This is a genomic window from Flavobacterium sp. GW823-FHT04A11 (assembly GCF_058796535.1).
In genome coordinates, this window is sequence record NZ_CM179503.1 from 986,015 (window position 1) to 998,488 (window position 12,474).

Annotated in this window: 14 protein-coding genes; 5 read left to right on the plus strand and 9 right to left on the minus strand. The window is 34.8% G+C overall.

Annotated features, from left to right (window positions below; genetic code table 11):
• Positions 1 to 204 precede the first annotated feature (204 nt).
• The 4 genes from nhaA (at position 205) to AC3QL1_RS04365 (ending at position 2,662) form a co-directional block, all read left to right on the plus strand.
• The gene (gene nhaA, locus AC3QL1_RS04350; protein WP_492495410.1) at positions 205 to 1,353 is read left to right on the plus strand and encodes a Na+/H+ antiporter NhaA; all 1,149 of its coding nucleotides are present in this window, start codon (positions 205 to 207) and stop codon (positions 1,351 to 1,353) included.
• Positions 1,350 to 1,865, plus strand: coding sequence for a hypothetical protein (locus AC3QL1_RS04355; protein ID WP_492495412.1), 516 nt, complete (start codon positions 1,350 to 1,352; stop codon positions 1,863 to 1,865). Before nhaA ends, AC3QL1_RS04355 begins: the two co-directional genes overlap by 4 nt.
• A 15-nt stretch (positions 1,866 to 1,880) precedes the next feature.
• Entirely contained in the window at positions 1,881 to 2,294 is a 414-nt protein-coding gene (locus AC3QL1_RS04360) for a c-type cytochrome (RefSeq protein ID WP_492495414.1), read from the plus strand.
• Positions 2,295 to 2,362: 68 nt separating this feature from the next.
• Positions 2,363 to 2,662, plus strand: a complete 300-nt coding sequence (locus AC3QL1_RS04365) for an antibiotic biosynthesis monooxygenase family protein (protein WP_492495416.1) — start codon at positions 2,363 to 2,365, stop codon at positions 2,660 to 2,662.
• A gap of 205 nt (positions 2,663 to 2,867) precedes the next feature.
• Here AC3QL1_RS04365 and proC read toward each other — a convergent pair whose 3' ends face one another.
• The 7 genes from proC to serS form a co-directional block, all read right to left on the minus strand.
• The gene (proC, locus tag AC3QL1_RS04370; protein ID WP_492495418.1) at positions 2,868 to 3,644 is read right to left on the minus strand and encodes a pyrroline-5-carboxylate reductase; all 777 of its coding nucleotides are present in this window, start codon (positions 3,642 to 3,644) and stop codon (positions 2,868 to 2,870) included.
• A gap of 100 nt (positions 3,645 to 3,744) precedes the next feature.
• Positions 3,745 to 5,094 carry a magnesium transporter gene (gene mgtE / locus AC3QL1_RS04375; RefSeq protein ID WP_492495420.1) on the minus strand — a complete coding sequence of 450 codons (1,350 nt, stop codon included), beginning with the start codon at positions 5,092 to 5,094 and terminating at the stop codon, positions 3,745 to 3,747.
• Complete coding sequence (gene rsmA, locus AC3QL1_RS04380; RefSeq protein WP_492495422.1) at positions 5,078 to 5,863, minus strand: 16S rRNA (adenine(1518)-N(6)/adenine(1519)-N(6))-dimethyltransferase RsmA; 786 nt, start codon at positions 5,861 to 5,863, stop codon at positions 5,078 to 5,080. Before rsmA ends, mgtE begins: the two co-directional genes overlap by 17 nt.
• A 42-nt stretch (positions 5,864 to 5,905) precedes the next feature.
• The gene (locus AC3QL1_RS04385; RefSeq protein ID WP_492495424.1) at positions 5,906 to 6,382 is read right to left on the minus strand and encodes a nucleotidyl transferase AbiEii/AbiGii toxin family protein; all 477 of its coding nucleotides are present in this window, start codon (positions 6,380 to 6,382) and stop codon (positions 5,906 to 5,908) included.
• Positions 6,383 to 6,615: 233 nt separating this feature from the next.
• Positions 6,616 to 6,927 (minus strand): DUF4286 family protein, encoded by a 312-nt coding sequence (locus AC3QL1_RS04390; RefSeq protein ID WP_492495426.1) that lies wholly within the window; start codon positions 6,925 to 6,927, stop codon positions 6,616 to 6,618.
• A 60-nt stretch (positions 6,928 to 6,987) separates the two neighbouring features.
• Positions 6,988 to 8,769 (minus strand): tetratricopeptide repeat protein, encoded by a 1,782-nt coding sequence (locus AC3QL1_RS04395; protein WP_492495427.1) that lies wholly within the window; start codon positions 8,767 to 8,769, stop codon positions 6,988 to 6,990.
• A 100-nt stretch (positions 8,770 to 8,869) separates the two neighbouring features.
• A complete protein-coding gene (serS, locus tag AC3QL1_RS04400) occupies positions 8,870 to 10,141 on the minus strand; it encodes a serine--tRNA ligase (protein WP_492495429.1) in 1,272 nt (423 codons plus the stop codon).
• A 315-nt stretch (positions 10,142 to 10,456) separates the two neighbouring features.
• Here serS and AC3QL1_RS04405 point away from each other — a divergent pair, with 315 nt between their 5' ends.
• Positions 10,457 to 11,011: a cysteine hydrolase family protein gene (locus tag AC3QL1_RS04405; protein ID WP_492495431.1), complete on the plus strand. Its 555-nt coding sequence runs from the start codon at positions 10,457 to 10,459 to the stop codon at positions 11,009 to 11,011.
• Positions 11,012 to 11,106: 95 nt separating this feature from the next.
• Here the strand turns inward: AC3QL1_RS04405 and AC3QL1_RS04410 are convergent, their stop codons facing one another.
• Together AC3QL1_RS04410 and AC3QL1_RS04415 are read right to left on the minus strand one after the other, a co-directional pair.
• A complete protein-coding gene (locus AC3QL1_RS04410; protein WP_492495433.1) occupies positions 11,107 to 11,673 on the minus strand; it encodes a hypothetical protein in 567 nt (188 codons plus the stop codon).
• A 244-nt stretch (positions 11,674 to 11,917) separates the two neighbouring features.
• A complete protein-coding gene (locus AC3QL1_RS04415) occupies positions 11,918 to 12,460 on the minus strand; it encodes a DMP19 family protein (protein ID WP_492495434.1) in 543 nt (180 codons plus the stop codon).
• Positions 12,461 to 12,474: the final 14 nt, after the last annotated feature.

Below are 12,474 nucleotides of genomic sequence, written 5' to 3' on the forward strand. Positions count from 1 at the left end.
CCTTACTCAAATTTTACCGCAGAGTTACACAAAGGTTTTGCACAGAGATACACAAAGAATTAAAAACTTTGCGTCTTAGCGTCTTCGTGGCAAAGACAAACTTGTCAGAATTTTTTATTGGCTTTATTTTTTTTAACTTTGAAAATAACGTCGTCTGGAAAATCTATTTAATATTTATCTTCAAATCGGCATAACTTCTCTCAAATGAAATTAACCAAAACTTTTAAAGCCTTTTTTGAAAACGAAAAATCAGGAGGACTGTTATTGCTTTTTGTGACTATTGTTTCGCTTTGTCTTGCTAATTCTTCCTTTCAAATGGAATACATTTCTTTGTGGGAAAAGGATTTGGGCGGACATTCAATCACACACTGGATCAATGATGGTTTAATGACGATTTTCTTTTTGCTGATTGGTTTAGAACTGGAACGCGAAATTTATCACGGTGAATTATCAAGTATTAAAAATGCTTCGTTACCTATTATGGCGGCTTTTGGCGGAATGCTGGTTCCGGCGGCAATATTTCTGGCTTTAAATTACGGAACCAATACTCAAAACGGAGCCGGAATTCCGATGGCTACTGATATTGCTTTTGCAATTGGAATATTATCGCTATTAGGGAATAAAGTACCGCCATCGTTAAAGATTTTTCTAACAGCCCTTGCTGTTATTGATGATTTGGGTGCTATTATTGTCATCGCCGTTTTTTACACTACTTCAATTGCTTTTGCCAATCTTGCTATTGCTTTAGGAATCTGGGCAGTATTATTTGGCTTAAACAGATTAAAAATTCATAATGTGATTCCGTATTTAATTGGCGGAGTTGCCATGTGGTATTTCATGCTCAATTCTGGCGTTCATGCTACGATTACCGGTGTTATATTGGCATTCGTGATTCCGTTTGGAGATGGCGGCGAGAAAACACTTTCTCATAAATTACAGCATTTTTTACATAAGCCTGTTGCCTTTATCATTTTACCGCTGTTTGCTATGGCGAATACCTGCATTGCAATAGGATCTGACTGGCATCAGGGATTAGATCATCCGAATACTTTCGGAATTATTCTTGGGCTTGTTATCGGAAAACCTCTGGGGATTCTGCTATTCTCTTTTATGGGCGTAAGTGCCGGTTACTGCGTGCTGCCAAAAAAATTAAAATGGACTCATATTCTGGGTGCAGGAATGCTCGGCGGAATTGGTTTTACAATGTCAATTTTTATTACGATTTTGGCTTTTAAAGATCCTGAAACAATTGTTTATTCTAAAATCGCTATTTTGATCGCTTCACTTCTATCCGGAATTTTCGGGTTTGTTTATCTAAAATATATTTTATCAAGAAAAATTCAACAGCCATGAAATTAAATAAACTTGGTTACATCATCCTAACATCTCTTCTAATTTCATCTTGTAATGACAAAAAAGCTGAACCTGCGATAGAAAAAAACAACAATGATACAATTGCTGCACCAGAAATAGCCAAAACCGATGAATCGCTAGAAGGCGTTTATAAAGCTGATGGATGCGATATTTCTATTGAAATAACGGAAACCAAAGATGGTTATCATTATTTTTTAAAAACCAATCTTCGTGAAGTAAAAGGCAAAGCTTCTTTTTCTAAAAATGAATCAGGCGAACAATATTTGGTTTTGGAAGGCATTAAATGGGATGAATACGAAGGCGATATCAGCAATGAAGAAGAATCAGATTCTATTTCAGAATCTCAGCCGAAAGAATTGGAAATCCCCGTTGGAATTGGCGCGACTTATGTAAAGGACACGCTTACAATTCAGAATTATGGTAATGCGATGAATTCTTACACTAAGATTTCAGAATGTGGATTGAAATATATTCAGCTTATAAAGAAATAAATTCCAATTCTGCAAATGAAAAAAATCAATCAAATCCTTTTTTCTTGTACAGCTCTTATCATTTTGCTCATTGGAGTAATCCTATATAAAATAAAAACAGATGTTCCACAGAATTTCGTTTGTCAAATTCCTGTTCCTTTTTGCGGAACATCAAGCCCTAAATTAACACAAAACCAATATAAAGGAAAAGAAATATTTAATTTTGTTTGTGCAGCTTGCCATAAACTAGACGCAAGAAGTACTGGACCGGCACTTCGCAACACAGATTCACTGGTCTTTGTAAAATGGATGATTGAGAAAAACCATAAAATCGACGGCACTAAAATTGATAAATTTGGATTAGATTATCACAGAACTATGTTTAAAGATTTTGTAAATGAGGAAAATCTCCCTTTACTAATAGATTATTGTTCAACAAAACGTTATTAAATTCTAAACCCAATCATACGGAAAACTAATATTACATCACATAATAACTAACTTTAAATCTTACTATTATGATCGCAAGAATCTGGCACGGAAAGACAAAAATTGAAGATTATGAAGCGTACACAGAATTTACAGTAAAGACCGCTATTCCTGATTATTCACAAACACCGGGCTTTATAAAATTGTCTTTTTTGAGGAACATCAAAAACAACGAAGCACATTATACGCTTATCACTTATTGGGAAAATCTTGAAGTAATTAAGAATTTTGCCGGTGACGATTTTGAAAAAGCAAAATATTATCCGGAAGACAGTAATTATCTTTTAGAATTTGAGGAGAAAGTAGAGCATTTTGAGGTTTTTGCGTGAGCAATGCATTGTCTATTTAACCGCAAAGTTCGCAAAGGTTTACGCAAAGTGCACAAAGATTTAAAAAGCTATTTTTAGATAACAAAGTATTTTCGAATTATTACTTTGAATCTCCTTGAAATGACAAAACGAAACGAAACAAAAATTCCAAACTCCAACACACTAATTTTGGAATTTGGAATTTTAAAATATTGAGATTTATTATTTATCCTTTAATCTGTTTCAAAGAAGTCTTAATCCCTTTTATCAGGGAAGAACTGAAGCCATTGTGCTCCATTTCATTTAAACCTACGATTGTACAGCCTTGTGGTGTCGTTACACGATCGATTAATTGTTCCGGATGCACTTTCTCCTCCAGCAACATTTTTGCGGCTCCTTTTACGGTTTGTGCCGCAATTGCCAAAGCAGTATTCGAATCAAAACCAATTTCAATTCCGGCTTGCATTGAAGCACGAATGTACCTTAACGCATAAGCGGTTCCGCACGCGCCTAAAACTGTTGCGGCGTCCATTAATTTTTCGTCAATAACAGGAGCAGTTCCCAGATCCTGAAATAAATCAACAATTGGCAATGCTTTTTCTCTGTTCTTTTCAGCGAAAGAAATACAAGTCGCTGATTCTCCAAATTGTGCCGCGATATTCGGCATGATCCTGATTACCGGAAAAGCATTATTTGTTTTTTCCTGAAGCACATCCAAAGATAAACCGCTTACTGCGGAAGCAATCGTTTTATCGGCAATTACCGGTAAAATTTCTGCCAAAACGGTATCAACCTGATAAGGTTTTATCGTTAAAACCACGACATCGGCATCCTTAATATTATGTTTATTGTCTGAAGAAACCGTGATTCCGTATTCAGATAGGTATTGAATACTGGCCGTGTTTCTTCTCGTTACTGTAATTTGATGGTTTTTAGAAAATTTTGCAATTCCCAAGGCAACAGAAACGCCCAGGTTTCCTCCTCCTATTATGTGTACTTTCATTGCTTATTTTTTGGCTGGTTAATAGCATATTTTGAGCCACAAATTACGGAGATTTTACAGATCTTAAATCACTCTAATCCACTAATTTGTTGCAAAAAACTTAGACTCCAAGAATCAATTTGGCTACTCCAAAATAGAGCATAATTCCAAAAACGTCATTAGTTGTGGTAATAAACGGACCTGTTGCAATAGCGGGATCAATTTTATTTTTATGCAGAAAAAGCGGCACTAAAGTTCCTAAAGTAGCAGCAAATAAAATGACAACAATCATCGAAATTGAAATGGCAAATCCTACTAAATATTGTTGGTACATAATGGAATGATAGCCCAGTAAAAGCAATGAAATTATACTTCCTGAAATCATCGAAACGGTAATTTCTTTAGTAAAATAACCACGGCTAAATTCCTTTAAAGTTCCATTTGCAAGTCCCTGAACAACAATCGCCGAAGCCTGAACTCCAATATTTCCGGCAGTCGCCGAAAGCAAAGGCACAAAAATGATTAAGGTAGAATGGAGTTTGAACACCTCTTCGTTTCCTTTTAAAACAAAAGAAGCCACAATCTCGATTACCATACCAATTAAAAGCCATGGCAAACGCGCTTTTGTAAGTTCCAGAACGCTGTCATTAGATTCAACGTCTTGCGTAATACCCGCCGCTAACTGATAATCTTTATCGGCTTCGTCTTTGATTACGTCTACGATATCATCAATAGTAATTCTTCCTACCAAACGGCCCAGTTCATCTACAACCGGAATTGCTTCCAAATCGTATTTTTGCATAATACGCGCTACCTCAACATCTTCGGTATCAACGTTTACGAAGTTTAGCTTTCGAATATAAATATCACCAATTTGTGTTTTGGTCGAAGTAGTCAATAAATCTTTAAGTGATAATCTTCCTTTTAAACGGTTTTCGTCATCAACCACATAAATGGAATGAACGCGGGAAACGTTTTCGGCCTGAATACGCATTTCTTTCACGCAAGTGAGTACATTCCAATTTTCATTGACTTTTACTAACTCCTTTCCCATCAAACCTCCGGCAGAATTTTCGTCGTAACGCAACAAATCGACAATGTCTTTTGCGTGCTCAACGTCAATCATTTCCGAGATTACTTCCGCTTTTATTTCCTGCGAAAGTTCCGCAATAATATCGGCCGCGTCATTGGTTTCAAGCTCATCAAGCTCTTCTGCAATTTCTTTAGGCGAAAGTCGGCTTAAGATATTTTCACGCAAGTCATCTTCTAATTCCAGAAGAATCTCTGCGGTTTTATCACTGTCTAAAACCTTAAAAATATAGGTTGCTTCGTCAAAATCCAGTTCATCCAGGATTTCGGCAATATCGGCGTGGTGCAAGTCGTTAAGTAAAACTTCAAGTTCTTTGTCGTTTTTATTAACAATATGCTCCTCTAACTGTTGGATTAAATCTTTACTAACTTTGAACTCCATCGGCTTCTATTTTTTGAGTCAGTTCAATAAATTCTTCTACACTAAGTTGCTCCGGACGTTTATCAAAGATAGTGTCTAATCGCAAATTATCGGTTAAATTTAATGTTTTCAAACTGTTACGTAATGTTTTTCGTCTTTGCTGAAAAGCAGTTTTTACAACCGTAAAAAACAACTTTTCACCACAAGGAAGACTGTAATCTTCCTTTCGGGTCATTTTCATCACACCCGACTTCACCTTGGGCGGAGGAATAAAAACATTTTCGTCAACAGTAAACAAATACTCAGTATCATAGAAAGCCTGTGCTAATACGGATAAGATTCCGTAAGCTTTGGATCCTTTTTTCTCGCAAATACGTTCTGCTACTTCTTTTTGAAACATTCCGGAAAACTCAGGAATCTGGTCTCTGAACTCTAAAGTTCTAAAAACGATCTGAGTCGAAATATTATACGGGAAGTTTCCAATTATAGCAAATTGTTTGTCTTTGTAAACCTCGTTTATATTGTATTTCAGGAAATCCTGAGAGATAATTTTATCTTTTAGTTTTGGATAATTTTCACCCAAATACACTACCGATTCTCCATCAATCTCAATAACGTGTGTATTAATTGGTTTGTCAAGCAAATACTTAGTCAACACACCCATCCCCGGTCCTATTTCTAAAACCTCATCGTATCCTTTTAAGCTTAAAGTATCTGCAATCGCTTTTGCAATACTTTCGTCTTTCAGGAAATGTTGTCCTAAATGTTTTTTGGCTTTTACTTTTTCCATTTTCTTTTTTTATATGCCACAAAGGCTCGAAGGCACAAAGCTTTATTTTTTATTTATTTCTCGAAGTTGTTGAACATCAAGTAAATCTTTTGTTCGATTTGCCTTAATTTTACTTGTAATCAAATCTTCTAAGGATAAAACATTCCATTTCAAAAATGTTTTACCATTTACTGTTGTTTCTTCACTATTATTATAAGCCTCTTCAAAAGTTTTATTTACAGAAAATTTAGTAATTAATTCTAAATCTAAATCAACAGGAGAAAACTTAATTGATATATTTTGTTGTTGTTGTTTTACATTTTCAGGAAAATCTTCAATTTCATATCCCATTTCATTAAAAACAAGCACTAACTTTTTAAAATTTTCCTCTGTAGTTTCTATCCAAAAATCAACATCAGCAGAATGTCTTTGATAACCGTGAAAATTTACAGCTCCACCTCCAACCATAAGCATTCTAACTTTATGTTTGTTTGCTAAGGCAATAAACTCATCAATGCTTTGATCCCACAATTTCGACATCTTATTTTGATTTTATAATAATTACAAAATTGTCTTTATTTTTATCCACTTTATTTTTCACAGGAAATTGACTTATACGCTCACTTAAGCGCAGAAAACTATACACTCTTTCAATTTTCGACAACTTCAAAAACTCTTCCTGTTGCTGTTTGTTACTTTCTTCTTTTGTTTGAAATCGAATTTCCATAATACTTTTTTTAAAGGGAGACATGAAAACTGAGACTGAAAACTAATTAATGCTCCGAAATAACTTCCAACTCTGTTCTGAAAGAAAGCATTTTATCAGCAAACAACTCCAAAGCTTCTTTATGAAATCCAGGTTCATCTTCAATATAATAACGATCTAAAGTTTCTTTATTATCAGTAACATATTGAACAGAATACGTAATTCCGCCCATTTCCTCTTCAATTAAAACTTTTACAATTCGTGCCGAAGAAAACTTGTTTGTTGCCAGAATTTCCGGTATGTGTTTTTCCTGCATCCATTTTAACCATTGGTCGTGAACGCTTTCGTGTATGTTGGTGGTAACGTTGTAAATAATCATTTTTTCTTGTTTAATCGTTTATTCGGTTAAACGTTTAACCGAATAAACGGTTTAACCAAACTATAAATTCTTATCTCCTCTTAATTCGCGGTATTTTTTTCTCGCATCAACAAAGTAAATACTATCCTGATGGTTAAAAATTACCTTTTCATACAAAGGTTTTGCCTTTTCTGTATCTTTTAATTCATCGTTGTAAATTTCTGCCGAAAAAAACAACGCTTCATCTACATAAATTCCGTCGCTATGATTGTCAATGATTTGCTGGTATTGGCTTAAAGCCAAATTATAATCTTTAACACTTTCATAGATTTTACCTAAACGCAACATTGTTACAGCTTCAATTTCCTGTCCTTTAAACGACTTTAAAATACTCTGAAACTGTGTAATCGCCTCTTGTTTTTTATTCTGATAAATTAAAAAATCACCTTTTGCAAATTGCTTCAAAGCCGTTTGAGTCGAGTCGGCAACTGTATTATCATTGATCAGTAAAAAATATTCAAGAGCGTCATTTGCAATCAATTGTGTATTTGCCGATTTTAGTTCTTTAAATTGTTTTAAAGCCCATTCAAAATCGCCTTTATAATAACTTGTTTTTGCCGCTTTCAAACTCGCTTCATGCGACATGACATCATTCTTTAAATCCAGCTGAATTTGTGAATAATAAATCAATGCCTGATTGTATTTTTCTTCTAAAAGTAAAATATCTGCCAATTCCATTTTGGCATCTGCTCTTTGATATTCATTTAAATTAAGATCTAAAGCTCTTTTTACAATTGTCTTGCCTTCTTCCGGTTTTTTCAGATTAAAAGCCAGGAAATGCGCCTGAATTATTTGCAAAGATAAGGTAAAAGGAGTTATATCATAGGTTGTCAGCAATTGTTGCAACTCAATATTGATTATAGGATAATCTTTTTCCTGAGCGTTATCAATTTTAATTTGCATCAAATAAGCATTCGTCTGAACCAGTAAATCGACATCTTTTGTATTTAACAGAATGAAATTCAGAATCTCGGTTGCCGTTTCATCATCATCTTCGTTCATCGCAAACTGACTCAAATTGACAATGCTCATTAACGATTCCGGTTCGCGTTTGTAAATGGCTTTTTCCTGAATAAATGCTTTTCCGAATTCTTTTTGCTGTACATAAAACCAACTCAGATAATGGTTCCAGAAAACATCCTGATCTTTTTGAGTTTTCAGAATTAAAGCTTTTCGCATCGCATCCTTAAAAGCCGTATTATCGGTCTCGCCCTGCATAAAGCGGGATAATTGCGTCTGAATCAGATTTGAATTTTGAGGATTATTAAAAGATTCCGTCAATAAAAGATCAATCATCTGATCGGTTTTTCCTAACTGACCGTAAAGCATTCCAATCTGGAAATTAAAATTGTAATTCGGCTGAACCTGCATTGCTGTCTGATATGCCTTTAAAGCATATTCCAGCAATACTTTCTTTTCGAATGAATTTCCAACTCCGTAAACATCATTCGGATTTGTTTTGATTTTTTCGATAGCCTGATCGTAATAGCTTTTGGCTTTCGAATCATTTTTTTGAAGTTGATAATTATATCCTAATTCAACTAAAAAAACACCTTGTTTATAGCGATTGTATCTTTCAAGAATTACTTTTTGAGCAACTTCAAATTGCTGTAATTGCTGATAAGATTCAACGGTTCTTAAAAAATATTGGGTATTGGATGGCGAACTGTTCAACAGCTGTTCGTAAGCTATTTTAGCTTTTTCAAAATCGCCTTTATCATAGTAATATTGAGCCAATTGCTCATTTTGAGAAAATGCAAAAGCAGACCACAACAAAACGATATAGATAAAGATGTTTTTCATATTGCTGTTTTTTAAAGTCGCAGTTCTAAATAAATAGTTTTCAGTCGCAGTTTTCAGTCACAGTATAAACTGAAACCTGAGAATGCGACTGAATACCACATTAGTTTATAATATCAAATCCGCAGTAAGGGCGTAAAACTTCAGGGATTACGATTCCTTCCGGCGTTTGGTAATTTTCTAAAATTCCGGCCAAAACTCTTGGCAAAGCCAATGAACTTCCGTTAAGCGTATGTGCTAAATGATTTTTTCCGTCTTTGTCTTTGAAACGCAATTTCAAGCGGTTTGCCTGAAAAGTTTCAAAGTTAGAAACAGAACTAATTTCTAACCAGCGATCCTGCGCTGTAGAAAATACTTCAAAATCATAAGTCAAAGCCGATGTGAAACCCATATCACCACCACATAAACGTAAAACTCTGTACGGTAATTTTAATTCCTTCAAAATATCTTTTACATGTTCCACCATTCCGTCAAGAGCCTCATAAGATTTATCCGGATGTTCAACACGCACGATTTCAACTTTATCAAATTGGTGCAAACGGTTTAATCCGCGCACGTGTGCTCCGTAAGAACCAGCTTCGCGACGGAAACATGGCGTGTATGCGGTGTATAAAACCGGTAATTCTGTTTCTGTTAAAAGAACGTCACGGAATAAATTCGTAACCGGAACCTCAGCCGTTGGAATCAAATATAAATCATCAATTGTTGAGTGATACATTTGTCCTTCCTTGTCCGGCAATTGTCCTGTTCCGTATCCTGAAGCTTCGTTTACCAAATGCGGCACCTGAACTTCATTATATCCTGCGGCAGTATTTTTGTCTAAGAAATAATTGATCAAAGCACGTTGCAAACGAGCTCCTTTTCCTTTGTAAACCGGAAATCCTGCACCGGTGATTTTTACACCTAATTCGAAATCAATAATGTCGTATTTTTTTACCAATTCCCAGTGAGGCTGTGCGCCTTTATGCAAAACCGGAATATCACCTTCCTGAAAAACATTCAAATTGTCATCCGGAGTTTTTCCTTCAGGAACAATATCTGCAGGAAGATTTGGTAAAGTGTATAATTTATGCGTCAATTCGGTTGCCAAAGCTTCTGCTTTTTCGCCTAATTCTTTGCTTTTTTCTTTTAGTGATACGGTTTTTTCTTTTAAGATGGCAGCTTTAGATTTCTCTCCCGCTTTCATTAATTCGCCTATATCTTTGGACAATTTATTAGATTCAGATAAAGTGTTGTCTAATTCTACTTGAGTTGCGCGACGGTTTTCGTCTAATTGCACCACTTCTTCCACAACGCTTTTAGCATCGATATTTCGTTTTGCTAAAGCCTTGATTACTTTTTCCTGATTCTCTCTAATAAATGCGATTTGTAACATAGCTTGGTTTTTATAACTAGTATTTTTATATAAAGGAAGCAAATTTAAGGAAATGTTTGCTAAGAATAAGACAAAGTTTAAGAGGAAAAAGTTATTTTGAGGGTTATTCTATAAAGATTTATAGCTATTCCACAAAGTTGCGCGAAGATTACACAGATAGGCAAAGAGATTTTTCTAATATTCCTTTGTGAATCTTTGTGAATTGCTTTGTGTATCTCTGTGAAATTTACGTTCGAAAATGTAAAAAGACTTGAATTGATTGAGCAAGTCAGTTAATTTTTTTAAATTTATTGATAGTAATTTAAAATCATCAAAATGAGTCAAAATACCGCTTTACTTGTAATGGATATGCAACCGGCAATATTAGCCAATCTTCCGGATTCTGCGGCTCTTGTAGAAAATGTTGCCAAAGCAATAACCGTTGCCAGAAACAAAAACATCCCGATTATTTATGCCACGCTAGGTTTCAAAAATGGAGCTTCGGAAATTAGCGTTAACAACAAAACTTTTGCATCAACAAGAGAGCACATCAATTCTATTAATTTTGAAGAATTTACAAAAGTTCATCCCGCATTGGCTCCGCAGAAAAATGATATTCATGTTGTAAAACGCAGAATAAGTGCCTTTACAGGGAGTTCATTAGAAGTTGTTTTAAGATCAAAAAACATCCAGAATCTTGTACTTACGGGTTATGCCACAAGCGGAATTGTTTTATCAACCACCACCGAAGCCGCCGACAAAGATTATAAAATCACCGTTTTGTCTGATGGCTGTGCAGATCGCGATGAAGAAGTACATCGCGTATTAACAACAAAAGTTTTTCTCCGTTCTGCCGATGTCCTGACTATTAAAGAATGGGAGAATTCTTAAAACCTATTTGCACTCAGCGAGCAATTCCTGTAATTCATTGAATTTTTCTTTGTCTAATAATTATTGAACACAATAACTCATTAAATACCAACAAATTATTCTACATTAAACAATCTTAAAATATACGAAAGTTCATAAACAATAAAAAGTATCACCAGAATAGTATGGAATGTTTTATTGTGAACTTTGATTGCCGCCAAACAAAGCAAAACATGACTAATAATGCGCACATAATATTCAGACTGATTGTACAAAAAGTAATTGCCACCTTTTATTGCCGTATCAATCACATCGGCTATTAAACTGATGGCTAATATCGAGAAAAACCAGTTCTTTCGCGAATAGAAATAATCTTCATAACCGGTATAATCAGCCAAATCATCGGGATAAAGAATCGCACACAGCAAATAATAAATCAGAATGTAACAAATGATAAAAAAATAATCGACAAAATACCATTCCTGAATCAATTTGAGATTAAACTCCCACCACCAAAAATGAATAAGCAGTAAAAAAACATAAAAGACCCAAAGCGAGTGTACAAAGTAGATTTTCTTTCGTCCCGGATGCTGAATAAAAATCACAGATCCTTTTATGAGATGTGTTAAACTTAATCCCAGAATGATTCCGATAATTGATTTAATGTGTGCGAGTTCTTCCATAAATAATTTAGATATTTAGAAAGAACTAAAATTAAGGTAATTAATTAAGAAACAATTGTTTGGAGAATAATTTTTAATAAAACAACTTGAGTTTCCAACTGTCAGGCTGAGCGAAGTCGAAGCCCACGTTTGCTGCATCACTTTGCGGGGCTTCGACTTCGCTCAGCCTGACAAAAAAACTTTGCGTAACTCTGTGAAGAAACTCTGCGAATCTCTGTGGTAAAACACGCGTCGTTTAAAAATCTTACGCCCGCTTAATCTCATGCCCCACATATTCCTCCAAAGCAGCAAACATATCATCTACCGAAAGCACTTCAAAATCAGGATGATTTTTCAGGAAATTGGCGTTAAGCGTAATTAGATTTTCTTCTAATTCATAAAAAGTATCATTGTTCAACGCATCACGAATTGGATTTACGCCTTCTAATTTCCCTTTTAAGAATTTAGTCAGCTTTACGCTGCTCATCAATTTGACTTTTTTGCTTTGCTGTTGAAACAATTCCAGATGTTTTTCGGCGCCAATTAGAGCCAAACCTTCTTCTATAAGTTCGTTTAGTTCTTTATTCCAACCTGATTTATGAACGAATTGGGAAAAATTTCCTTCGGCATATTGTGACCAATAATAATCCAAGTAATAACTCATCAAAGCATCTTCGTGAATAAATTCGTCATCGACACCTTCTTCTCGCATTAAATTAATTACCGAAATATTCGAATGAATTACATCCTGAAGATTTTCACTATTCATTGCCGTTTCAGAAACTATTATTCTACCAAATTCCTCCATTTTGTTGTTTTAAG